The following is a 24,459-nucleotide window of genomic DNA, read 5'->3' as shown; positions in this document are numbered from 1 at the left end:
TCCGTTATATGTAAACAAATTAGAAGGAGATTGCCATGAATAATAATACTTTTAATCCATTTCGAAGACTTCATTTTTATGCTGCATGGTTCATTACACCGCTATTAATAACATTAACTCTTTCAGGGACTGGCTTTCTTTTCTATCCTGAAGTTGAGAGTTATCTGTATGAAAAAGAATTTTTTGGAATGAGTGAAACAAAAGAAACTCAAAGCATGGACGAAGCCATCAAAGAAATTAGTGCAAAATACGAAGGATATTCCATCGGCAAGATTAGCATGATGGAAGAACCTTATAACAGCCGAGTGACCATAAGTAACGAGAATGGTGATTCACGAACGATATTCCTAGATGACAGCAATCAAATTGTTTCTTCACAAGATCCGAGTAATACATACTCTTACTTTATGAGAAACTTCCACAGTTCTCTTTTAACGGAAAGTACATTCATGCGTTATTTAGTGGAATTGACAGCTTGTTGGACAGTGTTTCTTATCATATCCGGAATATATATGACATTTAAAAAGAAATTACTTGCTAACAAAAACAAATCCAAATCATTAAAATTTCAAAAAGCACACGCGATTTTGGGAATTGCACTTGCAATTCCATTAATGGTAATTGTCATAACGGGTATTCCTTGGTCTGTATTTATGGGAAGCCAAATTGCCAAGTTCGGTCAAGAACACCCTGAGATTGGAAGAACTGAATTACGCTACACTCCTCCGCAATCGGATGTAGATGAGATTCCCTGGGCTACAAGAAGCCTGAATCAACCTGCTTCAGATGATAAAACAGAGGCTAACAATAATCTAAATAATCCTGGTCAGCAGAGTTTAGAATCTGTAATTGCTAAAGCTCAGGATGAAAAGATAAGCAGACCGTTTTCAATTGTATATCCTGCTGACGAGAAGGGCGTTTTTACGGTTTCAAAAGGAAGCAATACCGGTGTTCCAGGACTCGATGTAAGTCCATACGAGGAAACAACAGCTTATTTCGATCAATATTCAGGAAACGTAATTGCTAAAATAAACTTCGAAGATTACGGCATAATCGGTAAATGGTTTACATGGGGTATTCCACTTCATGAAGGACATCTATTTGGAATGCCTAATAAAATATTGAATTTAGTTGTCTGCATAGCGTTTCTTGGTGCAATTACGATGGGCTTTTTATCGTGGATGAGAAGAATGAAACAGGGCGAATCAAAGACACCTAGACGAGTTAATAAACAATGGTCTTTAGTTGCGATTCTAGCATTGCTAATACTGGGGATAATCATGCCTCTGTTTGGTATATCTATCTTGATCATATTTGTTATAGAAACTATCGTTTACTATTCTTCTAAAAATAAAAGAATTTCTAGTGAGTTATCAAAATAATAGAATTTATTTCTCGCTAAATCTGGTCAACCAGATTTAGTGAGAATATTAACTGTTTTTTAGAATAAATGAAAACGGTTTATTACTAATCGGCGGCCATTGATAGGATGTTAACATGTTTGATATTGCTGGCTCAATCTCGTTGTTATGTACACATATCAAAGCGTAACAATAAACTTTTTATATGAATGGAGGCTAAAAATGAAATTAAAGAGATGGCAACTTTTAAGTGTAATTTTTGCAATCTTGTTAATTTTCGCAGGATGTAGTCAAGAAAAAGCTGAAAATAAGCAGTCTGATAGAAGTCAACCAAAAACAAAAGAAGAATCAACAAAGACTATAAGCTTTCAAGATTCTACAGGAGAGAAAATAGTATTAAAGGAAACACCAAAAAGAGTTGTCTTACTTAATACACAACTATATGAAATCTTCAATGATTTGGGGGGAAAGCCAGTTGGCATTTCTACAGTACCAGAACTGAAAATACCTGAAAATGCTAAGGCAGCAAAGCAGCTTGGAATGATTAACGACATCAATCTTGAAGAAACGCTGAAATTAAAACCAGACTTGGTCATTGGACAATCTGTATTTCATGGAAAATTAAAAGAAGCGATGTACTCGTCAAATATTCCTCTTGCATTAACAGCAATTAACTCAGTAAATGATGTGAGAGAAAATGCAGAAATTCTTGGTAAGATCTTAGATAAAGAAAAAGCGACTGCAGAAAAGATAAAACAAATGGATCAAAGAATCCAGCGTGTTTTAGAAAAAGCACCAGATAAACAAGTTACCTACGCTGTCATTACAATGATGATGGATACCGTGTCCCTTCAGACTGACCGATCCATTGCACTTGATATAGCAAACTCATTTAAAATGAAGAACATCGCTGAAAGCTTAAAAGAGAAAGACTCAAAAGGAATGGGCAGTGTGCCATTCAGCATGGAAACTCTTGTGAATGAAGATCCAGATTATGTCTTTTTGATTGTTCATGGCTCCAAAGAGGAAGGACAACGCATGTTAAAAGATAACTTGGAATCCAATCAAGCATGGTCTTCTCTATCTGCAATTAAGAAGAATCAGTTTCGCTTTATTCCAGGTGAACTTTTTGTAAATAATCCTGGTCTATCTATGGAAAAATCATTCGAATATATGGGGAAAGCTGTATATCCTGAAGTCTATGGAAAACTTCCTGAGTAATCAATCGCTCGGATTAAATCGATAAACTCAATTAATGAAATAGTTATCATAAAGGAGATAAAAACATGAAGAATGGGATAAAACTTATAATCATCAGTTTAATCATGCTAGCAATGGTCAGTGGTTGTCAGAATGATACTCAGAAGGAAAGAGAGGGAAAGAAAGATAGCGCTGAGGTTAACCAATCAGCTGAGCCTTATCTTTCCTTTAAAGACTTTGATGGGGAACTCGTAACTTTAAAAGAAAAACCTAAAAACATAGTAATTTTGAAGGATGAGGTCCTTTATTCATTTTATCAAGTTGGGGGTAAAGCAGCTGGTATAACAAATGCATTTACTATAGATCCACCTGAGGAAGCTAAGGATGTTCCAAAAGTAGGATTCATGCACGAGGTTAATATCGAGAAGGTGTTTGCATTGAAACCCGATTTAGTTGTTGGTCAACGTTTTACACATGGTAATCTTAGAAAAACATTTAAAGAGGCTAACATTCCTTTTGCAAACCTTAACACGCAATCAATAGAGGACATTAGAAAAAACACACTACTTATGGGAAAAATCACGGGGAATGATAAAAAAGCTGAAAAACTTATCAATGAGATGGATTCAAAAATCAATCAAGTGATTGATCAGGTTCCAGATAAGAAGGAAAAGCCTACTTATGCAATCTTGACAGTTATGGGTGATGCCTCATTTATTGAACAGGGTCCGACAATATCGGTGGACATGGCTAACCAGTTGAAGCTACGAAATGTAACAGAATCATTAGATGGAGAAGTTATGGCAGGCTATATCCCGTTCAGTATGGAAGAGATGGTGAAGATTAATCCTGATTACCTGTTTGTGCTTTCTCATACAACGAATGAGGACGCAAAAAAGATGATAGATAACAATTATAAAAAGAATCCAGCATGGAATTCCCTTTCCGCTGTTTCAAATGACCAAATTTATTTTCTCCCAAGAGAAAAATTTGTCATGGCTCCTGGTGTCGATGTTGTGGATTCTTATAAATATTTGTCGGAATTGGTTTATTCAACCCAAACAAACTAATCTTGAAACTGGCTATTATTCTGCTTAAATACACCCACGTGGGAATGGAAGGGGCCAATTCAGAAGTTTATGGCAAACTTTCTGATTAAAACTATGAAGGTGAATAAGGGTATTAATAGAAAGATAGGATGGAAGCTTTCCGTCGTGGGACTTTTCTTTATCCTAGCAATAATCAGTGTAATGGTAAGTTTAGGATTCGGAGCGGTATCCGTAGATGCAAAGTCAATTTTGAGTATTTTATTTGGTTCTACTGATTCTCCATATTACACAATTATCTGGAATATAAGGCTTCCACGCACACTTGTAGCAGTGTTTGTTGGAATAAATTTAGCTCTTTCTGGTGCCTTATTGCAAGGGGTTATGCGTAATCCAATGGCTGATCCCCATATTATTGGAATCTCCTCTGGAGCTGGTTTATTTGGAATCACATTGTTACTAGTTTTTCCCGCGTTTTCCTATTTGTTGATTCCTGCTGCATTTATTGGAGCGATGATTTCGGCATTGCTCATCTATTTGCTTGCCTGGGACAAGGGAGTCTCTCCTATGAGGATTATTCTTGCTGGTGTTGCAGCCTCTGCATTTTTAAACTCCGGAGTATCGGCACTGTATACATTTTATAGTGATCGTATTCAAGGGGCTGTTTCTTTTATGATTGGAAACTTGTCGGCCAAAAGCTGGGGGCATGTAGAGATCATCGTTCCTTATAGTCTTATTGGATTAGTATTGGCTTTGCTTAGCGCTCAGCGGATGAACGTCTTACTACTTGGTGATGCTGAATCAAGATCGCTCGGACTAAACACTGAAGGCTATCGTTTGTGGTTTATTGCCATAAGTGCGCTGCTTGCTGCAAGTGCAGTAAGTATCGTTGGTCTACTAGGTTTTGTTGGACTAATTGTGCCCCATGCTGCAAGACTCCTCGTAGGAAATGATTATAGAATATTGCTTCCAGCCTCAGCTCTGCTAGGAGTGACCGTTCTGTGTTTATCTGACACAATCGGCCGTGTTGCCTTTGCGCCGATCGAACTTCCTGTTGGTATTATTATGGGGGTTATAGGTGCTCCATTTTTCTTATATTTGTTACGAAAGAAGAGAACGATATGACACTTGAAGCAAAGAATGTTCATATTGGATATCACGATAATGAGATTATTTCGGATTTAACGCTTCAATTTGAAGCAGGAAAGATCCATAGTATACTCGGACCGAATGGTTGTGGTAAAAGTACGCTGTTAAAAGCGCTTGGAAAGCAACTTCCAGCTTCTAGTGGAAAGATTTTATTTAAAAATAGTGAAATCAATCAGTGGAATAGGAAAGCTTTTGCAAGAGAGCTTGCTTTCTTAATGCAAGTTCATGAGAGTAACCCTGAAATTACGGTTAGACAATTAATTGAATATGGTCGTTTCCCTCATAAAAGGAAATTTGAACGGCTAAATCAAGAAGATCAGGCAATTGTTGATCAAGCCATTACACTTACTCATTTAGGGGAATTGTCTGAGAGAGCTGTAGATCGCTTGTCTGGAGGAGAACGTCAGAGAGCATGGATCGCAATGGCACTTGCTCAGCAGCCAACTGTTTTGCTGCTGGATGAACCTACGTCGTATCTCGATATCCACCACCAACTTGAGATCATTGAGCTAATTAAACAGTTAAATGTAGAACAGGGAATTACGATTATCTTAGTTCTGCATGATATTAATCAAGCGGCTATGGTTTCAGATCGAATGATTGTCCTTCAATCTGGACGTATTTATGATAGTGGTATCCCACAGAATGTCATCTCCAAGAAAATGCTGGGTGATGTCTTTAAAGTTGATGCGGAAATTAAAGTATCTGAAAAAGAACCGATTTCAATCTACAATTTTCAACTTCTAAAGACATGATAACTTTTTAAAAATGGAAACCGAGTGGTGATATTGTGCCTTCGGTTTTTTATTTTTTTATGAGCTTGCATAAATATCACCCATTTGAGTGATTACTTTACACTTAGTTTCAAATATACTCAAAAATGGTGATTTAGTTTATAACGTTTAATTTACACTTACTATACATTTGGATAATTGTTGAGATTCGCTAAGTTCACCTTTATTAATTTGGAGATTTTGAAACTTATTAATATTACATCTTGAAATACAGAATCGGAGGAAACATGAATAATATTCAGCGAGAAGAAACGTATGAAGTTAGTCAACCTACTCAGAATGAAGAACGATCAAGAACAAATTTTTACCGTACTATATGGAGATGGCATTTATATGCAGGGATTATTTTTGCTCCTTTTTTAATAATCCTTGCTATTACAGGGTCAGTTTATCTATTTAAGCCGCAGATTGAAAATATCATTTATCAGGAATATTATGAAGTAACACCAGAAGCTGATCGTATATCTGCGACAGATCAAATTGATTCTGTTAAAAATAAATTTCCTGACGCAACAGTTACACAATATCGACCAGGCGAATCAAAATCACGTTCTAGTGAAGTCAAGATTTCTACTGAAGAAACAACCTCAACCATTTTTGTTAATCCTTATACGGGGAAAATCATTGGGCAGTTATCAGATGATGATCGTATTATGAATAAGATTGAGGAGATACACGGGGAGTTAATGATTGGTACGACAGGTGACCGAATCGTAGAATTAGTAGCGTGTTGGGCGGTCGTCCTCATAGTTACTGGTTTATTCCTATGGTTCCCACGTAAGAATAAACAATTATCAGGAGTTCTGGTCCCTCGTCTTAGTCAAGGACGGAAGATACTTCGAAGGGACTTGCATGCAGTACCTGCTTTTTGGATTACTGCGGGTATGTTATTTCTAATTCTAACTGGTCTTCCTTGGTCAGGCTTTTGGGGTGCAAACTTTCAATCTATTGCTACAAATAATGGAGTGGGTTATCCACCATCTATTTGGGGTGGTGAAGCACCTGTATCTGCCGTTCAAACAAAAGATGTGGCCGAGGTTCCATGGGCAGCTGAAACTCTTGAAGTTCCGGAGTCCAAGGTGGAAGGTATTATTCCAGTATCAGTTGATGATATAGTCACAATTGCTGAACAGCAAGGAATGGATCCGTCTTTCTCAGTGAGTATCCCAAATGAGCCAACCGGAGTATACACGCTGTCAGCTTATCCAGCAAAAGCTGAAGACGAAGCAACGATTCATTTAGACCAATATTCCGGAGCAGTTTTAGCGGATTATCGATTTGAACATTACGGTATAGTTGGGAAAATTGTTGCACTTGGTATTACGTTACACAAAGGAACTCAGTTTGGTTTGATCAACCAATTCGTTAGTTTACTCATCTGTCTTGGAATCATGTTGGTTGCTGTAAGTGGATTTTATCTTTGGTTGAAGCGCAAACCTAAAAAAGGCACTGGCGCACCTAAAGGACCTAGCGCAAAAACAATGAAGTTATTTTTGTTTACCTTAATATTCTTGGGGATTCTCTTTCCTTTAGTCGGGCTATCCTTACTAGTCATTTGGTTGATTGATTGGTTAATTATTCAGAGGGTTTCATCAATAAGGAGGTTTCTAAATGCCTAACCAACCAATAAAAAAGAACATACATGTCTTAAGAGATTCATATTTCCTTATTGTGTTAGTTGTTGCATTTAGTAGTATCTTATCAGGGTGTTCGGTGAAATCTGATGCTGCGATTCAATACAAGCAAGAGAGACCACTGCTGGTTAAAATTGTTATTCCGAATGAATTCCAACCAAATCAGTCAGAGAAATTGGAAGCCATATTGACACAAGAGGGAAAAAGAGTCACTAACGCGGATTCTGTATACTTTGAAATTTTGAAAGCTGATGGTTCAATACATCATGACAAAAAATTGGCAACAGAAGAAGGTAATGGTGTGTATTCGTTAAGTGAAGGATTTGATCAGAATGGTCTTTATTATGTTAAGGTCCATGCAGAAAATGACAGCTCTACAGTAATTCCTAAAAAACAATTTGTTGTGGGTGAACTTTCTAAGCAAGATTTGGAAGTACTGAAGAAGAATAACGTAAAACTGAGTGAAGAAATGGAACACCATCACTAAGAATTATTAATACGAAAATGGGGACCGATGAATTCTATAAAATCATCGGTTCTTTTTTATGAGGCTATTTTCTAAGAGGATATTGTTTTTACCCTTTTTATTCTCTTCAACGGAAATATAATACTTTTGAAAGCAACATTATATAAAAGTTCCACTAAATATCACCCGTTAGAGTGATTACTTTGAAAATGCTTTCACATATACTCTAAGTTGGGTCTTACATAGAGGGAGACCAAGTAATTAAAAGAGGTGGAAGAATGAAAAAAGTTACTGCAATCCTTATTCTGGCAATGGCACTTACAGCGTTAACAGCATGTGGTTCTGGAGATTCTCATGAGGATCACAAAAACCATGAAAATCACGAACAGCACGAGAATAATTAGAAACCAGACGTTAATCAGGTGTGGGGTTAAGGGAGAAAGAACAAGAAATGATGAAGAAAACTTACTGGTTAATTACACTCTCAATTATGCTTTTGATGTCCTCGTTGACACCGGCAGCAGCGGAAGAATCCAAAAAAGTAGTTAAGATTGGTATAACAGGAGATGAGAGCACCTTAAATCCATATACCTATATTACGGGTTACCCTGGTCTTGACCTTGTTAACTTATTATATGATAACCTGTTTCAGCTGGATGAAGAAAATACGCCACAACCTTGGCTAGTAGATGAATATAAAGTTAGCCAAGATGGTTTAAATTATGAAATGAAACTTCACGATGATGTATTATGGCAAGATGGCAAGAAGCTTACTACGGATGATGTTGCATTTACTATTCAATACTTTCTAGATCATCCCAAATCAAGATTTACAAGCCCTTTAGAAGAAATAAAAAAAGTAGAAATCAAAGATGATAAAACGATCATCTTACGATTGTCGAAAGCAAATCCGAATTTTTTAATTCAACCACTGGCGGACCTGCCTATTTTACCAAAACATATTTGGAAAGATATTAAGAATCCTGATGAATCAAGTAATTCTTTAGGTAGCGGTCCTTATCAACTGAAAGAATATAAATCAGGTCAATATTATAAAATGGTGGCGCACCAAAAGTACTTTAAAGGTAAACCACAAATTGATGAGCTTATTTTCCCAATCATAGAAGATACAACTGCTTTGTACACTGCATTACAGGCAGGAGAAATCGACGCTGCATCTTCAAGTGTTTCTCCTGAATTAGTGAAGCAATTTGAAGGTGCTTCTAATCTGAAAATCATGAAAGGTGCAGGTTACAATACTTCACTCTTTCAAATGAATGCGGAAAAGTATCCGATGACAGAAAAAGAATTTAGACAAGCCATTGCATATGCTATTGATACTCAATATCTAGTAGATCATGTATTGTTGGGTTATGCAGAAAAGGGAAGTCCCGGATTTATTCACCCGTCATCACCTGCATATAATTCAAGTTTAACTTTTAAGCCTAGCAAAGAAAAAGCAAATCAAATATTAGATGATGCAGGTTTTATTGATAAGGACAAAGATGGTTATCGTGAAGACCCTAATGGAAAGAAACTACAACTAACTTCATTAGTGTACGCAGATAACCCAATCCGTATAAGAACAGCTGAAATTATTGCAGATTGGCTTAAAGAAGTTGGAATTAGAGTATCTGTAAAGGCAATGGATGCTACTACAGTAGATTCTCTTATGTGGCCAGAATTTGATGTGAGTAAGGGAAGAGACTATGACCTCGGATTATGGAGCTGGTCTAGTACGATGCAATTGTTCCCTGATCGATTGGTTGATCTGTTCCATTCTGATCCGGCAATTGGCACAGTAAACATTGGCGGCTACAAAAATAATAAATTTGACAGTATGGTTTCTGCATTAAAAGATGCAAAAACAGAAGAAGATAGATTGGCGAAAATTAAAGAAATGCAAGCATTTGTAAGTGATGAAATGCCGATTGTGCCTCTTTACTATCAAGAAATCGTTAATGCTTATAATCCTAAAGCTTATGACGGATACACATTCCAATTAGGAAAAGGCATCATACACAAAGGCTCTTTTATACCATTTGAAAATGGGGAAAAGTCTGCACAAACACAAGATGCGGATTCAGGAGATGTAAAGAATTCTGAGACAAATACGAATTCTAACAAGTCGCTAATCATTTTAGGTTTATTGGTTATAGTTGTTATAATTGGTGTTTTCTTCATTAAGAAGAAAGTAAATGGAAAAAAAGGTTAAGAAAACGGAATCCCGCAAAAGTCATTAATTTGCGGGATTTTTAGCGTGTAATACATTAAAAAGAGGTGAAACGGTGTTAAAGTTTCTAACTAGTAAAGTGGTTCAATACTTCCTTGTCATTATCCTTATGCTTACATTAAATTTCTTTTTGCCTAGGTGGATGCCAGGAAATCCCCTCATGTACTTAGCGGGAGAAGATGTAGGCTTTCTTACTACAAAAGAAAAAGAAGCCATACTAGATAAGCATGGCTTAAACGATCCCCTCATACAGCAATATGGAGTGTATATCGCAAATATATTTACAGGAGATTTCGGTTATTCGTATCAACAAAAACGTCCGATTACTGATTTACTAAAAGAGAGAATTCCTTGGACACTTTTGTTAACGGGTACAGGTTTGGTGGTTTCTACGATTCTTGGGGTGATCTTTGGAGTCATCTCTGCTTGGAAAAGAGGTACTAAGACAGACGTTAACCTTCTAATCTTTTTTATGTTTCTTAGTGCAATGCCCTCTTTCTGGATTGGAATGATGTTAGTTTCCGTATTTTCTGCTCAGCTAGGTTGGCTTCCTGTTTTTGGTGCTGCAAGCGCTTGGAATAATTTCACTGGAATTGAGAGAATTCTTGATATTGGACGCCATTTAATCTTGCCGCTAACAACATTAGTTTTGATATCAGTAACAAGTACCTTTATGACTATGCGATATTCGATGTTAAATGTACTAAATGAAGATTTTATTATGATCGCAAAAGCAAAGGGCGTTAAAGAAAAGGTCATCATGTATAAACATGCCATGAGAAATGCATTGCTTCCCGTAGTAACGGTGTTCATGCTGAATCTCGGCTTCTTACTTGGTGGAGCTACAGTCATCGAAACTGTATTTGCTTATCCAGGCGTCGGTAGATTGATGTTTGAATCTGTTCTAAACAGAGATTATCCGCTCATACAAGCCACTTTTCTATTAATTACGTTTAGTGTAGTTATCGCGAACTTTATTGCAGACTTAATGTATCCTTTTCTTGATCCGAAGGTAGGGAAAGCTAATGAATAATGGAAGAAATAAAAATTTGTTAAAAGTTATCAGTTCTAGCAATCTAGGTCTTATCGGACTTGGAATTTTAATACTTTTCCTGTTTATTACCCTGGCAACACCTTTCATTTCTCCATTTGATCCTAATGAACGAGTAGGTGCTCCATTTATGGAACCGAATTCACAGTTTTTGTTAGGAACAAATGATATCGGACAAGATATTTTGAGTGAGTTGATTTATGGTACTAGAATTTCTTTACTTATTGGAATTCTAGCTGCTTTCATATCGATTACAATCGGCTGTGTTATTGGGATTATGGCGGGCTATTTTGGTGGGAGAATAGACACGTTTTTTATGAGAATCGTGGACCTTATTCTAGTAATCCCATTTCTTCCTTTAATGATCCTTTTAGCTGCATTTATTGGTCCAAGTTTTTGGAATATCATTTTTGTAATTAGTTTATTGTCTTGGGCTAGTCCCGCTAGAATCATTCGCTCGCAAGTCATCAGTATTAATACTAAGGGTTATGTGGAAGCCGCCCGATCGATTGGTTTAAACCATACTACTATTCTAGTAAAACACATCTTTCCAGGAGTTATTACGATTGCTGTCTCACAGTTCGTCCTTGCTGCGAGTCATTCAATCTTGATCGAAGCATCTCTCAGTTTTCTTGGTTTAGGAGATCCCATTCAAAAAAGTTGGGGTACCATTCTGTATTACGCACAGGCTAGAGGTGCATTACTTACGGATGCTTGGATTTGGTGGATACTTCCACCAGGAATAGCGATAACCACATTAGTCATTGGTTTTGCATTTACCGGTTATTCAATAGAAGAAGCGATAAACCCTAGGTTAAGGAGGCGTAAATTAGTTGGAAAAGATATTGCAAGTAAATAATCTTACAACACATTATCATACAGATAAAGGAACTGTAAAAGCTGTAGAGGGAGTTAATTTCTCGGTTGGTAAAGGTGAACTCCTTGGATTAATCGGTGAATCAGGCTGTGGAAAGTCTACTGTTGCGAATTCATTATTAAGGTTGATTGAGCAACCAGGTGAAATCGTAAACGGAGAAGCTTTTCTAGATGGTAAAGAATTGCTAAAGGCTACTGATTCTGATCTTCAGAAAGTGAGATGGAAAGAGATCTCAGTCATACCTCAAAGTGCCATGAATGCACTAAATCCTGTATTTAAAGTAGGAGATCAGATAGCAGAAGCCATTCTCTTGCACGAGAACGTATCAAAAAAAGAAGCACTTCATAGAGCTAAGAAGTTACTGAACCTAGTTGGAATAGAAGAACAACGGTGGCAAAGTTATCCTCATGAATTTAGTGGAGGAATGAAGCAAAGGGTAGCAATTGCAATGGCATTATCGTGTAATCCAAAACTCGTAATATCCGATGAATCAACCACTGGATTAGATGTTTTGACACAAGCACAAATCATTGCTTTGTTAAAAAAGTTACAAAAACAGATGAATTTATCCGTATTAATCATTTCACATGATTTACCGATGGTCACTTCAATATGTGATCAAATTATTATTATGTATGCGGGTAAGATCGTTGAATGGTGTAGCAACCGCTCTCTACTGGAGAATGTTCTTCATCCATACACTCAGGGACTTATAAAGGCTACACCGTCTCTATTAAACGGTGATAAAGAAATTGAAACGGTTGCTGGAAACGTACCAAACTTAATTGAACCTCCAACAGGTTGTAGATTTCATCCCAGATGCGAATTTTCAATGGATAAGTGTAAAAGTCATGTTCCTCCATTAAGTGAAGTAAAACCTGGCCATTATACAGCTTGTTTCTTATATGACGGTGAAAAACATGAACAATGATGTTCTTATACAAGTAAAGAATCTCTCCAAAGTATTTACGAAGAAAGCGGGTATGTTTAACAGAAAATCTACTCGTATTTTGGCTGTAAATGATGTGAATCTTTCCATACACAAAGGAGAAGTACTAGGAATCATCGGTGAGAGTGGCAGCGGTAAAACAACAACAGCCAGAATGATCATGAAACTTATCAACTCTTCTCATGGTGAAATTCATTTTAATGGGTTTAACTTGGATGAGCTTAAGCCTAAACAAATGAGAAAGTTAAGAAGTCAGATGCAAATGGTTTTTCAAGATCCTTATGAAACGTTAAATCCATCCATGAGAATAGTTGATATCTTGGCTGAACCTATTACAGCACATGAGCCACATTTAGGGAAAAAGGAGCAATTACAAAGAATAAAAGAAACGGTAGAATCTATCGAGTTAGTACCAGCAGAAGATTACATCTATCGATATCCACATGAACTAAGTGGTGGCCAAAGACAACGAATTGCTATTGCAAGGGCAATTATCTTAAAGCCACAATTTATTGCGGCTGATGAGCCCACATCCATGCTAGATGTATCTGTTCGTGCAGGTATATTAAATGTTTTAAAAACTTTGAAGAAAAAAATGGGTCTTACTATGATTTATATCACACATGATCTAGCGACAGCTAGTTATATGTGTGATCGGATAGCAGTCATGTATCAAGGTGAAATTGTAGAGATCGGCCCAACTGATAAAATCATCAGAAATCCTTCGCACCCATATACGAAAGCTCTTGTATCTGTCGTGAGCAACCTTCTGCATTTTATTGAGAATAGGAGTGATTTTATTTATGATGGTGAAGTCAAACCGTCAGAAGTAACTGAGGGATGTGTATTTGTAAATCGCTGCCCCTACCGAATAGAAAAATGTTTCAAAAACACACCTTCCTTAAAGGCGAAAGAGGAGCAACATCATGTTTCTTGTCACTTGAGTGTTACAGATGACGAATAGGTACAGCGTTTTACTATCAAGGAATCTTCATATAAACTGATAAGTAATGAGACTCTGTAAATTTTATCAGTGATAAGGAGATATTACATGGAAATCTTTTCGCAATACTTAGCTGGAATTGATAACCCCGATCATAGACCCCGAATGGAGGAGGTTTTGGAGTGGATCGCTCAAAAATTTCCTACATTGGAACCGCAATTCAAGTGGAACACACCGATGTATACCGATCATGGCACATTTATCATCGGTATCTCAATGGCAAAGCAACACATGAGTATTGCTCCTGAAGAAATAGCTATGGTGCGGTTTGCCGAGAGTATCAAAAAGTCTGGTTATAGCTCAACTAAAGGCTTGTTTCGTATTCGCTGGAAAGATGAAGTGAATTATGAGCTGCTTGAGGATATAATAGCGTTTAATATACAGGACAAAGCAGAATACACGAAATTTTGGCGTGAGTAACGATCGAAAGCATGATGTCAGAGTCATGCTTTTTTTTATTTAAATAAATTGCTCTGGAGTTTAACTTTACCATTCGCAGACCAGAATACGTTTTTCAACTTACTACGTAATGATGATTATACTTGCTAGGTGCTACCCCCATCCATTTTTTAAACACCCTATTAAAATACGATTGATCACAGTACCCAAGATATTCAGCGATCTCACTGATTGTCATCTGTGTATTTTGTAGTAGATGTAAGGATGTGTTAATTCTTAATTGGTGTAAGTATTGTATGGGTGTACTTCCCACTACTTCCTTAAAGATCCCTGATACGTAGTTAGGGGTTACACCTGCAAGTGAACTCAAGTCATCAATGGTTACATTACTTCTAAAGTTGCGGAGAATATAATCTTGTATCTCGTTTGCAATCCGCTCTTTTGAAGGAGCCGTTCTTACTTCAGATGATTCTTGCGCGATTTGAGTGAGTAATTCTGACAATATACACCTTGCCATCCATTCAAAATAAGGTTTCTTCAACAGGATTTGTGTAAAAAGTGATGAAAATCTTTGTTCAAAATAAGGGGTGTTAAAAGTCTTATAACGATACATCTCATTCTTAGTTGTATAGTGCAAGATTTTCCGCAGATTTTCACTTTCCCATAAAAAAACCACTGTATATTTTTGGTGACTTTCATCGGCGTGGTTTTCCCATGCGCGATCTACACCAGATGGAATATACAGGATCTCACCTTTAACCAATTCCACACCGACCCCATCGATCCAATACATCACTTTACCTTGTGTAACATAAACAAGTGTTGCGCATCCACGGTCTTTTCCTATCCTCCAAGTAGGATTAACGTCATGATAAACGCCTTGAATTTCCATATATTCAACTCCAATTGAAAAATTAATGGTGAATTATACAAATGGAAAGGGTTTTGTTAATTCCATTAGTAGCCTCAATGTTGATATTATCAAAATAATCAGAAAATATCTATAATGAAGTGGGGTGAGCTGATTATATTTACACACGTTAATGACCTATTAACTGTTCAGGTGAATCTGAAAGGTAAGCAGTATAAGGTATTTTTCAAATTGAGTTTTGAATTATCCAAATTCCATTTTACAAGAATCTTGAATTAAACGGGAGGGCATTATGAAATATACAGTTGCTTCGTATTCATTTAATGGCTTATTTAATCAAGGGAAAATAGATCTTTTTGGGTATTTAGAAAGTGTCAAATATCGTTATCACCTGAACTCAGCTGATATTTGGAACATGATGTTAACAAGCTATGATGAGGATTATCTCAAGAAAATAAAAGAAGCGATGGATGAGAAGGAGTTAACCCTTGCTAATCTTTGCGTTGACTGTGCAGAGGTATGGGACCCAGATCCAAATGCTAAGGAAAAGTGGTATCAAAACGCACTTAAAAATCTGCGAGCTGCAGAAATATTAGGAGCACGTACCGTTAGAATCGATATGGGTGGAAGAGATTTGAAAATGACAGATGAACAATTTGAGTATACAGTGAACCGTTATCAAGAATATGCAAAAATAGCACAGAATTGCGGTTTTAAAGTAGGGCCTGAAAACCATTGGGGAGCATCAAGGGATCCTGAAAACATTAAAAAAGTTTATGAGGCAGTTGATCATCCTTCATTCGGTATTCTTCTGCACTTTGATAATTGGGATGTGGATAAAGAGAACGGTGATGTACTTTGTGCAAAATATGCCTTTCATACACATTTAGCAGCTTGGGTCATACCTGACTGTGAAGAAAAGATTAAGATTCTGCAAGATGTTGATTATCAAGGATATCTTGGCATCGAACATCACTCAGGAGAAAATGAATACAGTCAAGTGGAATGGCAATTAGCTACAGCACGTAATACGTGGAGAAACCTAATATCCGCCCAGCATAAGAAAGTAGGGGTATAAGGTTATGAAAAAAGTGCGAATCGGTATTATTGGTGTTGGCATGATTGGTAAAGTTCATCTAGAAAACTATGAAAAGATATCTGGTGCAGAAATCGTTGCCGCATGTGATATTGATGAAATTGAACTCAAACAAGTAGCGGAAAAGTTCAATATTCCTGACACGTACAGTGATTATAGAGAGCTGTTAGCACGTGAAGACCTGGATGCAGTTGATGTTTGTCTGCATAATAATTTACATGCTGGGATTACGATCGAAGCATTAAGAGCTGGTAAGCATGTATACTGTGAAAAACCAATTGCAGGCTCATACATGGATGGAAAGAAAATGATTGATACTGCAAAAGAATGCGGTAAACAACTGCATGTTCAACTAAGCTTTCTCTATGGGATCGAAACGAAAGCCGCAAAGATGTTAATAGATGAAGGAAAGCTTGGCAGACTGTATCATGCTCGTTCTACCGGATTTAGAAGACGAGGTAGACCGTTTGTTGACGGATATGGCACGAAAGAATTTAATCAAAAAGAGAAGGCATCAGGTGGAGCGTTGTTTGATATGGGTGTATATCGAATATCCCAATTGCTGTATTTAATGAATATGCCTTCTGTTAAAACGATTACAGGTAAAACGTATCAAGAAATGGATATGGATGAAAAACGTAAAATGATAAGTGGATTTGATGTTGAAGAGCTTGGTTTAGGATTTGTTCGGTTCGATGGGGGTCTAACACTTGATATTATCGAATCCTGGGCGATTCATTTAAATGGATTGGGAGGAAGCAGTTTAGTAGGGAATAAAGGTGGACTATCCCTTCACGGACAAGTAAACGGAATAAATACGCCATTAAGCTATCATACTACGATGAGTGACATGGATATGGATGCTACATTTGATTTAGGTGCGGCGAATTATCGATGGCATCAACTTCAAGAGAACCCGGATGCCTATGACTCCTCACAAGAACATTGGATTGCCGCGCTTCAAGGAAGAGTGGAACTGCTGCCGACCGCTGAGATTGCACTTCAAACAATGTTAATCAGTGAAGGAATCTACTTATCAGATTCATTAGAGCGAGAGGTGACGGCTGATGAGGTTATTAAAATGTCTAAATCGACAATGCTTCAAACTAAACCTAAAACTGAAAATGTAAGCGATTACAAAATAAATCAGGAGCAATTAAGTTAATCGTTTAAGCAGAATACTAGAATTGAGGTGTGTTCATGAAAGGTCTTAAATTAGCCATAAGTATTTTAATCATTACAATGTTGTTCGGATGTAACACATCGAGCGAAGGTGGAAAAAGTAATGATGCGGACGGCAAAAAGGTAACCATTTCTTATGCAAGTTGGGGATTAGGGACAGAAAAAGAACAAAATATAGAAAGACTCATGATCAAAGCGTTTGAAGAAAAATATTCAAACATCGAGATAAAATTAGTTGAGTCGATACCTAATGATAAATGGAATGATGGATTAGCAGCTGCGGCAAGTGCAAATGAAATGCCTGATGTATTCATGCTGTCCGAAATACCACCTGGTGTAGCAAATGACTGGTTATTAGATCTTTCTAAATTGTCAGCTGATGATGCTGATCTTGCAAAAGTCCCTGAGGCCGTAAGAAAGGCTGCAACATACGGCGACACTCTTTTCGCACTACCTGCAGGTCAGCAATTTTTAGGATATTACGTTAATAAAGATATGTTTAATGACGCTAATTTGGATGCGCCAGAAAGTGGTGCAAACATAAATGAGTTCGTTGATTCTGTAAAACGTATAACAAATATCAGTAAAGGCAAGGTTGGTATAAACAACCCAATGGCAATCCTTGACTGGTATCCTGCAGCAGTAAGTAAGACTCTTGGTTGGTATACCTACACAAAAGAAGGATATCATTTAGACAGCACTGAATTCAAAGAAGGTCAACAAATTGCAAAAGATATCGTTACGAACGAATATGCTTATGAATCATTAAAAGAGGAACAAAAAAGTAACTTCGATGGAAGTAATGCAGGAGAGGTTTGGGCATCAGGAAATATGGGTTTAATCTGGGATGGGACATGGGCATTGACTGCGTTTGAGGAAAACCTTGATTTTGATTATGATTTCATTGGAATTCCCGGCGGAAGAACCGTTGTCGCAAATGATTATATGGGAATATCAAAGAATACGAAACATCCAAAAGAAGCTTATTTATTTTCGAAATGGATGTCTTTTGGAAAAGAAGGATATCTGAAACGAATTGATATTGCTGCAGAAAAAGGGAAAGTACTAAATGGTGTGCCAGTCACAACAGATCAAGATGTGCTGGATGCATATTTTGAACTACAAGACCTTCCTGGCGTTCGTACAGCGTTTGATAATTTGGACAATGCTATAGTCGAACCCGTAAAAGCTGTACCTGGTTACGTTCAGTCACGTTGGGAAGCTCCAACAGGAGTTAGTATTTCAGAGCAACCAAACGCAAATATTCATAGTCTTCTTGAAGCATCGATTAAGGGTGAAATTAAGTTAGAAGATTATCTTTCACAGATTAATAACCTAGCAAATGCGAAGTATCAAAAAGCTAAGAAAGCGATTGAATAAGAAAAAATAATATTTTGCTGGTATGCATTTCCCGTAGCAGGGAAATGCATTTTTTTGTTGAAATAGTTTTGAGCATTGAGTTAATAAATTGTGAGTGACGGAAAGGTGGTTTATGTTATGGAAACAAGTAATAAAGTAACCATCACGGTGGAAACAACCGTGAACAAACCAGTTGCAGAAGTTTGGAAATATTGGACCGAGCCAAAGCATATTACAGGTTGGAGCTTTGCTTCTGACGAGTGGCACGCACCAAAAGCGGAAAACGATTTGAGAGATGGCGGAAGGTTTCTTACCAGAATGGAAGCAAAAGATGGCAGCTTTGGATTTGATTTTAGCGGGAAGTATGATGAAGTCAAAACAAATGAATATATTGCTTATACGCTAGATGATGGAAGAAAAGTTACGATTACTTTTGTCGGTTTAGAAAATGAAACGAGAGTCGTTGAAACATTTGAAGCCGAAGCGACGAATCCAGTTGAAATGCAAGAAGCTGGATGGCAAGCCTTCATGGATAATTTTAAAAGGTATAGTGAAGCTCAAAACTAATAGTGTTTTAAAAGAGAGTGCATTTCTTTAAATAGATTTGCGCTTTTTTGTTTGCCTATCTTTTGAATTATGGAACATTATGAGTCTTAAGAAAGTCTTAAGATTTTTGCTAACTAAATGTAAAGGATTGCTGTGTAGAATAAAGATAATTTCAAATATATGCCATGCTATAATGCAGAAGGGAGTGTGAAAAAATGAATAATTTTAACGTACTTGTTGTTGATGATGAAAAAGAAATACGCGATGCGATAGAGATCTATCTGAAAAATGAAGGAATCACAGTTGTTCAAGCTGGAGATGGCATTGAAGCAATAGAAAAATTAGACGAACATCCGATCCATCTAATTGTCATGGACATTATGATGCCAAAATTAGATGGTATCTCGACCACCTTTAAAATTAGAGAGCAAAAAAACATACCGATTATTATCTTAAGTGCAAAGAGTGAAGATACAGATAAAGTACTAGGACTGCAGATCGGTGCAGATGATTATGTGACAAAGCCGTTCAATCCTTTAGAGCTGATCGCTCGTGTTAAATCTCAGCTACGGCGTTACGTGACTCTTGGTACATATGAGGGAAAGACAAATCTAGTTAATCTGAACGGTTTGACACTTGATAAGGAAGCAAAGGAAGTCGCCATAAACGGGGACTCAGTAAAATTAACTCCGATTGAATACAAGATTGTGGAGTTGCTCATGTCTTACCCTGGAAGAGTTTTTTCCATTAATGACATATATGAGCGAGTTTGGAAAGAACCCAGTTACAATGCTGAAAACACAGTGGCTGTTCATATCCGAAAGATTAGAGAAAAGATTGAGATCGATCCGAAAAATCCTAGATATTTAAAGGTGGTATGGGGAATTGGATACAAAATGGAAAAATAGAAGCAAGTGGGTTGTTTGGATCATATTGTTGACTTTTGGGTTAAGTGGAATCGTTTCGATCTTAGAAAATGGTCATTGGTATTTTAAAAAGGATTATTTTCATACAGAAGAATTTAACTCACAATTTGAGGAATTTATCAATTATATAAGTATTTCTGAAACCAATTATCTATCTGAAGATGAGCTTAAGGACAATATAAAAGTTTCTAAAGAAGAGATTGAAGAACATCGCATGCGCTATGGAAGTCTATCAGAGCAAATAGCCGATATCAAAAGTCAGTATGAAGAGCAGATTGATGAAGCGAAGGCTGCTAAGAACGATGATGTTGTTAAGCTTTATGAAGAACAAAGAGATGCAAAAGTTAAAGATATCATGGAGAACTTCAAAAGTGACGATCATATCAAAGCTAAGATCGTGAAGGAAAAAGAAAAAGAAGTAGAGACACTTGTTAAAGAAAGACAAAGTTATATTTCTGATTATGATCCTAACCTTTTGGGTTTCAACTACTATTTGGTGGATATGAACTCAAAAGAGGTATTTACTAATCTTTCTTCAGCAGAAGGCCCTAAAGATCTTAAGAATAAAACAAATTTGTTCACTAGAGAGTATTCATCATCATCTGAAAACGGCAACTTACGTATTAGTAGCCCAGATACTTTCATAGAATATCATTACGAATATTTTCCTCAAAAGTCAAAAACACTTCAGGGCATAATTACTCTTCCTGGACAAGGAAGTTGGTTACAAAAACAAGTAGATGATTTTGAGAAGAGACAAACGGTGTTTTACATTATATCGATCTGCAGTATTGTGATTCTATTTCTTGTGTTTTTATGGGGCAGAAGACTTCATCCTCTACAGATGGTTACTTCATCAGAAAAAGTAAATATCTATCGTAAAATACCTATTGATATTCGGTTAGGTTTGTTATTGTTAAGTTTGTTTTTTGCAATCATGGCAATTGTTATGAACGCACAAAACTACGATAATTTGGTATTCTCATTCATGTATAGTGATGGTCTATTCGAATTTCTGGTCACAGCGCTTATGTTGAGTATCACTCTTATCCAAACGACTTGGATCTACCGTGATGTGAGAAACAAACAGTTATATCGAGATGCGTTTATCTCAAAGTCAGCCCAATGGTTTCACCGATTAGTTTCTGACGCTTTTTACAATAGAAGTGTTGCTATACAAATCATGCTGCTACTTATCGTTATTTTCTTGTCAGGTTTCGGTGCTGCAGTCGTATTCTTTCATCCCATGGCTTTCATCGTTTATTTCATTCTGTTTTTATTCTTTACTGTACCGGTATTAATCTACCTTTTTAAAAGAATCGGGTACTTTAACAGAATCATCCAGCACACGAATGAGCTTGCGGCAGGACAAATGGAACAAGATCTTCCTCACAAGGGAAAATCAGCATTAGCCATGTTAGCTGGAAACCTAAACTTACTCAAGCACGGTGTAAAAACTTCAAAACGAGCTGAAGCAAAAAGTGAGAGGCTCAAAACGGAGCTGATCACGAATGTCAGTCATGACCTGAGAACTCCTTTGACATCAATCATTACGTATACGGAACTCTTAAAGTCACAAGAGGTAACAAAAGAGGATCAAAATGCTTATTTAGAAATTATTGATCGCAAGTCGAAGCGTCTAAAAGTTTTGATTGATGATTTGTTCGAAGTATCTAAGATGGCAAGCGGGAATCTGGAACTTATTAAAGATAAAGTAGATATTGTCCAGTTGCTTCAACAAGCCATGGCTGAATACAGTGAAAACATTAAAAAATCGTCACTAACTTTTAGAGTAGCAACTCCTAATGGCCCGATTTTTGCTCATGTGGACGGACAAAAGATGTGGCGTGTGTTTGAGAATTTGATCGGCAACGCCTTAAAGTATTCTATGGACAATACAAGAGTATATATATCCGTTACAGAAGAAAATCAAAAGGTCGTCGTTTCATTCAAGAATGTCTCGAAGTACGAACTAGGCGGTAACTTTGAAGAATTATTTGAACGATTCAAACGCGGAGACACATCACGTCATACAGATGGCTCTGGCCTCGGTCTCGCCATCGCAAAATCCATCGTAGATCTTCATGAGGGCAGTATGGACATCGACGTTGATGGTGATCTGTTTAAAGTGACAATTGAACTGGACGCGGTGAAATGATGAAAATAAACAAGAAATTCTTACTTGGTATGACGATTGTGTTGTTTAGTATTTTTGGATTTGCGGATAACGCGGGTAGTCCTAAATTGAAAGAAACCGTTAAAGTTACTGAGATCCTGCAGACAAGTGAATAGGTTGTGTGGAGCACTTCTTCAAATGGGAGGAGTGCTTTTTAATATGTTTGTTCGCATAATGGTTTGAGGGTATTATAGAAGTGTGTTGTTGTCGGAATATGTCGACTCGCCGATATATGTTAAAACTCGCTGAATTATGGCTAAAACTCGCCGGAATATATCCGAAATTTCTAGAATTATTTCCAAAACTTCTTGAATTAAGTGTAAACATACCCCGTGTGGTATGGATTAAGAATGCGATATTCATTTCATTTTGGCCATAAACAGGGAAATTTCACTATGCAACTAGGAGTTGCGCCTCTATGCAACTAAAGTTATCTTTACTTTTTGACCATAAATTCACAATAATGAGTCTATACATACAAAAAGGTGGCTACTATCGATGGTTTTTGGTGAGAAATTGAAAAGCGTAAGGAAGGCGAGAGGCTGGTCTCAGGAAGAATTAGCAGAAAAGCTGTTTGTGAGCAGACAATCTGTTTCTAAATGGGAGAACGGACAAAATTATCCGAGCATTGAAGTTATCATTAAACTAAGTGATCTGTTTGAAGTAACGATTGATGAATTACTTAGAACGGACGAAGAACTAAAAGAGAAAGTGATAAAAGATAGTAAACAACTAGCTCATCCTAAATTAAAGTTTCTGTTTGATGTTGTGTTCTTACTCGGTGTTACCTTGTTAATCATTAAACTAGGATTTCTAGGGATTAATAAATTTACAAATGTAGATTTTTCATTGCCTGAAGGAAAATTTCTGTGGAACTTTGGACCTTTGCTATTCATGGTTGGTGGAGGAATTGGATCCGGAATCGTTAAAGAAAAATATAAAGTGGAATAAACATTAGAAAGTAGGGTTAGGAAAAATGAATACACAAACCCAATCTAATGCGGAAAAAAAGAGAGCAATCTCCTTGGATGTAGCAAGAGGATTCATGCTTTTATTGATCGTGTTGGCTCATGCTCCTTTATTTTTATATGAATCTGATCCAGGAGTCATGAGTCGTCCTGAAAGTTTGAGTGCTCTTGAGAGTATTTTTAATTCCGCAGGTGAGCTTCTTATTGATAATCGTGCACGGCCATTATTTGCAGTGTTGTTTGGTTATGGAATGGTCATGATGTACGAAAGTCAATTATCGAAAGGAAACTCGTCCAACATAGCAAGGAAGACGATTAACAGACGCTCATTATATTTAATCTTGTTTGGAGTCGTATTAGCAGTAGTTGTTGGTGGGCAAGATATTTTAATGGCTTATGGAATTGCGGGTCTACTCACTAGTAAACTACTTATGTATAATAACAAGGTCTTAGCAAAGGTTACTGTTTCTTTGACCATAGTCTTTATACTTTATATACCGGTCATTTGGGGCTTTTTCCTAAAGGAAATAGGTAGTTACGGATTTGGCAATGAATTTTCTTCAGATCAGTCATATAGTCAGTTGTTTTTGGAAACTATCTTCTATTTCCCGACTATTCCTGTTCTTATTCATTTCCTTTTCCCAATCCTTCCTTCTGTACTTATAGGGATTTGGATGGGAAGAAAACGATTTTTAACAGAGTCACATAAATACACAAGAGAATTAAAAATGATTGCTCTAGTGGGAATTTCAATATCGTTATTAGGTTCGATTCCATTAGTACTACTTGATGAAGTATGGGAACCAAGTTTATTTATAGCAGGAAACATTTACGGTTTTCAAATGATTACAGGTATTGCGGGTGGTTTTGGATATGCAGCGTTATTTGGGCTGTTTGGCTGCCAAATTAAAAAGCCGGGTCCCTTAACAAATTCACTCATTGCTCTAGGAAAACGCTCGCTTACATTTTACGTCTTGAATGAAACCTTATTAGTGCTCTTACTATCACCAGTCGCTTTTGGTTTAGGAGGAGAATTAAGCATCATTAGTGTGACAGGGGTTGCCTTTTTGATATGGTTAACGGGTATATACATGGCTTCTCTCTTGGAAAAATTTCAGTTGAATGGACCACTCGAAACCCTCATTCGCTATCTTGTCTACAGATAGTAACTAA

General features: G+C 36.9%; 24 protein-coding genes. 23 read left to right on the top strand and 1 reads right to left on the bottom strand.

All coding sequences use genetic code 11. From position 1 onward, the window contains the following. Nucleotides 1-35: 35 nt before the first annotated feature. The 14 genes from IHV09_RS08025 (at nucleotide 36) to IHV09_RS07965 (ending at nucleotide 14,183) form a co-directional block, all read left to right on the top strand. Entirely contained in the window at nucleotides 36-1,382 is a 1,347-nt protein-coding gene (locus tag IHV09_RS08025; RefSeq protein WP_197264055.1) for a PepSY-associated TM helix domain-containing protein, read from the top strand. Between the two features lie 201 nt (nucleotides 1,383-1,583). Beyond that, nucleotides 1,584-2,582, top strand: coding sequence for an ABC transporter substrate-binding protein (locus IHV09_RS08020; RefSeq protein WP_197191759.1), 999 nt, complete (start codon nucleotides 1,584-1,586; stop codon nucleotides 2,580-2,582). A 65-nt stretch (nucleotides 2,583-2,647) separates the two neighbouring features. After that, entirely contained in the window at nucleotides 2,648-3,631 is a 984-nt protein-coding gene (locus IHV09_RS08015; protein ID WP_197191760.1) for an ABC transporter substrate-binding protein, read from the top strand. A 144-nt stretch (nucleotides 3,632-3,775) separates the two neighbouring features. Next, nucleotides 3,776-4,732, top strand: a complete 957-nt coding sequence (locus tag IHV09_RS08010) for a FecCD family ABC transporter permease (RefSeq protein WP_370568943.1) — start codon at nucleotides 3,776-3,778, stop codon at nucleotides 4,730-4,732. Continuing rightward, nucleotides 4,729-5,511, top strand: coding sequence for an ABC transporter ATP-binding protein (locus IHV09_RS08005; RefSeq protein ID WP_197264054.1), 783 nt, complete (start codon nucleotides 4,729-4,731; stop codon nucleotides 5,509-5,511). Before IHV09_RS08010 ends, IHV09_RS08005 begins: the two co-directional genes overlap by 4 nt. Before the next feature lie 266 nt (nucleotides 5,512-5,777). Continuing rightward, the gene (locus IHV09_RS08000) at nucleotides 5,778-7,169 is read left to right on the top strand and encodes a PepSY-associated TM helix domain-containing protein (RefSeq protein WP_197191762.1); all 1,392 of its coding nucleotides are present in this window, start codon (nucleotides 5,778-5,780) and stop codon (nucleotides 7,167-7,169) included. Further along, entirely contained in the window at nucleotides 7,162-7,671 is a 510-nt protein-coding gene (locus IHV09_RS07995) for a FixH family protein (RefSeq protein ID WP_197191763.1), read from the top strand. Before IHV09_RS08000 ends, IHV09_RS07995 begins: the two co-directional genes overlap by 8 nt. Nucleotides 7,672-7,928: 257 nt before the next feature. Then, nucleotides 7,929-8,054: a hypothetical protein gene (locus IHV09_RS22640; protein WP_255520075.1), complete on the top strand. Its 126-nt coding sequence runs from the start codon at nucleotides 7,929-7,931 to the stop codon at nucleotides 8,052-8,054. A gap of 47 nt (nucleotides 8,055-8,101) precedes the next feature. Beyond that, nucleotides 8,102-9,865 carry an ABC transporter substrate-binding protein gene (locus IHV09_RS07990; RefSeq protein WP_231618150.1) on the top strand — a complete coding sequence of 588 codons (1,764 nt, stop codon included), beginning with the start codon at nucleotides 8,102-8,104 and terminating at the stop codon, nucleotides 9,863-9,865. A 73-nt stretch (nucleotides 9,866-9,938) separates the two neighbouring features. After that, complete coding sequence (locus IHV09_RS07985) at nucleotides 9,939-10,916, top strand: ABC transporter permease (RefSeq protein ID WP_197191764.1); 978 nt, start codon at nucleotides 9,939-9,941, stop codon at nucleotides 10,914-10,916. Further along, nucleotides 10,909-11,793 carry an ABC transporter permease gene (locus tag IHV09_RS07980; RefSeq protein WP_197191765.1) on the top strand — a complete coding sequence of 295 codons (885 nt, stop codon included), beginning with the start codon at nucleotides 10,909-10,911 and terminating at the stop codon, nucleotides 11,791-11,793. The genes IHV09_RS07985 and IHV09_RS07980 overlap by 8 nt, the downstream gene beginning before the upstream one ends. Next, entirely contained in the window at nucleotides 11,768-12,742 is a 975-nt protein-coding gene (locus IHV09_RS07975; protein WP_197191766.1) for an ABC transporter ATP-binding protein, read from the top strand. The genes IHV09_RS07980 and IHV09_RS07975 overlap by 26 nt, the downstream gene beginning before the upstream one ends. Further along, the gene (locus IHV09_RS07970) at nucleotides 12,732-13,724 is read left to right on the top strand and encodes an ABC transporter ATP-binding protein (RefSeq protein WP_197191830.1); all 993 of its coding nucleotides are present in this window, start codon (nucleotides 12,732-12,734) and stop codon (nucleotides 13,722-13,724) included. Before IHV09_RS07975 ends, IHV09_RS07970 begins: the two co-directional genes overlap by 11 nt. 87 nt (nucleotides 13,725-13,811) lie before the next feature. After that, the gene (locus IHV09_RS07965; protein ID WP_197191767.1) at nucleotides 13,812-14,183 is read left to right on the top strand and encodes an iron chaperone; all 372 of its coding nucleotides are present in this window, start codon (nucleotides 13,812-13,814) and stop codon (nucleotides 14,181-14,183) included. A 94-nt stretch (nucleotides 14,184-14,277) separates the two neighbouring features. Here IHV09_RS07965 and IHV09_RS07960 read toward each other — a convergent pair whose 3' ends face one another. After that, complete coding sequence (locus IHV09_RS07960; RefSeq protein WP_197264053.1) at nucleotides 14,278-15,054, bottom strand: helix-turn-helix domain-containing protein; 777 nt, start codon at nucleotides 15,052-15,054, stop codon at nucleotides 14,278-14,280. A 271-nt stretch (nucleotides 15,055-15,325) separates the two neighbouring features. On the opposite strand from IHV09_RS07960, the gene IHV09_RS07955 reads away from it, so the two are divergent. The 9 genes from IHV09_RS07955 to IHV09_RS07915 all read left to right on the top strand — a co-directional run bounded on the left by IHV09_RS07955 (nucleotide 15,326) and on the right by IHV09_RS07915 (nucleotide 24,452). After that, the gene (locus IHV09_RS07955; protein ID WP_197128099.1) at nucleotides 15,326-16,111 is read left to right on the top strand and encodes a sugar phosphate isomerase/epimerase family protein; all 786 of its coding nucleotides are present in this window, start codon (nucleotides 15,326-15,328) and stop codon (nucleotides 16,109-16,111) included. 4 nt (nucleotides 16,112-16,115) lie between these two features. Continuing rightward, a complete protein-coding gene (locus IHV09_RS07950; RefSeq protein WP_197264052.1) occupies nucleotides 16,116-17,294 on the top strand; it encodes a Gfo/Idh/MocA family protein in 1,179 nt (392 codons plus the stop codon). A 35-nt stretch (nucleotides 17,295-17,329) separates the two neighbouring features. Then, nucleotides 17,330-18,691: an ABC transporter substrate-binding protein gene (locus IHV09_RS07945; RefSeq protein ID WP_197264051.1), complete on the top strand. Its 1,362-nt coding sequence runs from the start codon at nucleotides 17,330-17,332 to the stop codon at nucleotides 18,689-18,691. 117 nt (nucleotides 18,692-18,808) lie between these two features. Next, on the top strand, nucleotides 18,809-19,237 hold the full coding sequence (locus IHV09_RS07940) for an SRPBCC family protein (RefSeq protein ID WP_197264050.1): 429 nt from the start codon (nucleotides 18,809-18,811) through the stop codon (nucleotides 19,235-19,237). A gap of 194 nt (nucleotides 19,238-19,431) precedes the next feature. Then, the gene (locus IHV09_RS07935; protein ID WP_197191774.1) at nucleotides 19,432-20,124 is read left to right on the top strand and encodes a response regulator transcription factor; all 693 of its coding nucleotides are present in this window, start codon (nucleotides 19,432-19,434) and stop codon (nucleotides 20,122-20,124) included. Continuing rightward, the gene (locus tag IHV09_RS07930) at nucleotides 20,102-22,300 is read left to right on the top strand and encodes a histidine kinase dimerization/phospho-acceptor domain-containing protein (protein ID WP_197264049.1); all 2,199 of its coding nucleotides are present in this window, start codon (nucleotides 20,102-20,104) and stop codon (nucleotides 22,298-22,300) included. The genes IHV09_RS07935 and IHV09_RS07930 overlap by 23 nt, the downstream gene beginning before the upstream one ends. Further along, on the top strand, nucleotides 22,297-22,434 hold the full coding sequence (locus tag IHV09_RS07925) for a hypothetical protein (RefSeq protein WP_197191776.1): 138 nt from the start codon (nucleotides 22,297-22,299) through the stop codon (nucleotides 22,432-22,434). The genes IHV09_RS07930 and IHV09_RS07925 overlap by 4 nt, the downstream gene beginning before the upstream one ends. A 382-nt stretch (nucleotides 22,435-22,816) precedes the next feature. Next, nucleotides 22,817-23,269 carry a helix-turn-helix domain-containing protein gene (locus IHV09_RS07920; RefSeq protein WP_197264048.1) on the top strand — a complete coding sequence of 151 codons (453 nt, stop codon included), beginning with the start codon at nucleotides 22,817-22,819 and terminating at the stop codon, nucleotides 23,267-23,269. A gap of 25 nt (nucleotides 23,270-23,294) precedes the next feature. After that, nucleotides 23,295-24,452 carry a DUF418 domain-containing protein gene (locus IHV09_RS07915; RefSeq protein ID WP_197264047.1) on the top strand — a complete coding sequence of 386 codons (1,158 nt, stop codon included), beginning with the start codon at nucleotides 23,295-23,297 and terminating at the stop codon, nucleotides 24,450-24,452. The last annotated feature ends 7 nt before the right edge of the window (nucleotides 24,453-24,459 follow it).

It is taken from the genome of Fictibacillus sp. 23RED33 (assembly GCF_015903925.1).
Lineage (GTDB): Bacteria > Bacillota > Bacilli > Bacillales > Fictibacillaceae > Fictibacillus > Fictibacillus phosphorivorans.
Note: the sequence above shows the minus strand (reverse complement) of the source record. Positions and strands in the feature narration are given on the sequence as shown.

What these genes read in the sequence shown, in the direction of transcription:
- IHV09_RS07945 (WP_197264051.1), top strand. Translation starts at nt 17,330, where the DNA reads ATGAAAGGTCTTAAATTAGCCATAAGTATTTTAATCATTACAATGTTG.
- IHV09_RS07925 (WP_197191776.1), top strand. Translation starts at nt 22,297, where the DNA reads ATGATGAAAATAAACAAGAAATTCTTACTTGGTATGACGATTGTGTTG.
- IHV09_RS08015 (WP_197191760.1), top strand. Translation starts at nt 2,648, where the DNA reads ATGAAGAATGGGATAAAACTTATAATCATCAGTTTAATCATGCTAGCA.
- IHV09_RS07970 (WP_197191830.1), top strand. Translation starts at nt 12,732, where the DNA reads ATGAACAATGATGTTCTTATACAAGTAAAGAATCTCTCCAAAGTATTT.
- IHV09_RS07955 (WP_197128099.1), top strand. Translation starts at nt 15,326, where the DNA reads ATGAAATATACAGTTGCTTCGTATTCATTTAATGGCTTATTTAATCAA.
- IHV09_RS07920 (WP_197264048.1), top strand. Translation starts at nt 22,817, where the DNA reads ATGGTTTTTGGTGAGAAATTGAAAAGCGTAAGGAAGGCGAGAGGCTGG.
- IHV09_RS07980 (WP_197191765.1), top strand. Translation starts at nt 10,909, where the DNA reads ATGAATAATGGAAGAAATAAAAATTTGTTAAAAGTTATCAGTTCTAGC.
- IHV09_RS22640 (WP_255520075.1), top strand. Translation starts at nt 7,929, where the DNA reads ATGAAAAAAGTTACTGCAATCCTTATTCTGGCAATGGCACTTACAGCG.
- IHV09_RS08000 (WP_197191762.1), top strand. Translation starts at nt 5,778, where the DNA reads ATGAATAATATTCAGCGAGAAGAAACGTATGAAGTTAGTCAACCTACT.
- IHV09_RS07965 (WP_197191767.1), top strand. Translation starts at nt 13,812, where the DNA reads ATGGAAATCTTTTCGCAATACTTAGCTGGAATTGATAACCCCGATCAT.
- IHV09_RS08025 (WP_197264055.1), top strand. Translation starts at nt 36, where the DNA reads ATGAATAATAATACTTTTAATCCATTTCGAAGACTTCATTTTTATGCT.
- IHV09_RS07915 (WP_197264047.1), top strand. Translation starts at nt 23,295, where the DNA reads ATGAATACACAAACCCAATCTAATGCGGAAAAAAAGAGAGCAATCTCC.
- IHV09_RS07935 (WP_197191774.1), top strand. Translation starts at nt 19,432, where the DNA reads ATGAATAATTTTAACGTACTTGTTGTTGATGATGAAAAAGAAATACGC.
- IHV09_RS08005 (WP_197264054.1), top strand. Translation starts at nt 4,729, where the DNA reads ATGACACTTGAAGCAAAGAATGTTCATATTGGATATCACGATAATGAG.
- IHV09_RS07995 (WP_197191763.1), top strand. Translation starts at nt 7,162, where the DNA reads ATGCCTAACCAACCAATAAAAAAGAACATACATGTCTTAAGAGATTCA.
- IHV09_RS07990 (WP_231618150.1), top strand. Translation starts at nt 8,102, where the DNA reads ATGATGAAGAAAACTTACTGGTTAATTACACTCTCAATTATGCTTTTG.
- IHV09_RS08020 (WP_197191759.1), top strand. Translation starts at nt 1,584, where the DNA reads ATGAAATTAAAGAGATGGCAACTTTTAAGTGTAATTTTTGCAATCTTG.
- IHV09_RS07950 (WP_197264052.1), top strand. Translation starts at nt 16,116, where the DNA reads ATGAAAAAAGTGCGAATCGGTATTATTGGTGTTGGCATGATTGGTAAA.
- IHV09_RS07960 (WP_197264053.1), bottom strand. Translation starts at nt 15,054, where the DNA reads ATGGAAATTCAAGGCGTTTATCATGACGTTAATCCTACTTGGAGGATA.
- IHV09_RS07940 (WP_197264050.1), top strand. Translation starts at nt 18,809, where the DNA reads ATGGAAACAAGTAATAAAGTAACCATCACGGTGGAAACAACCGTGAAC.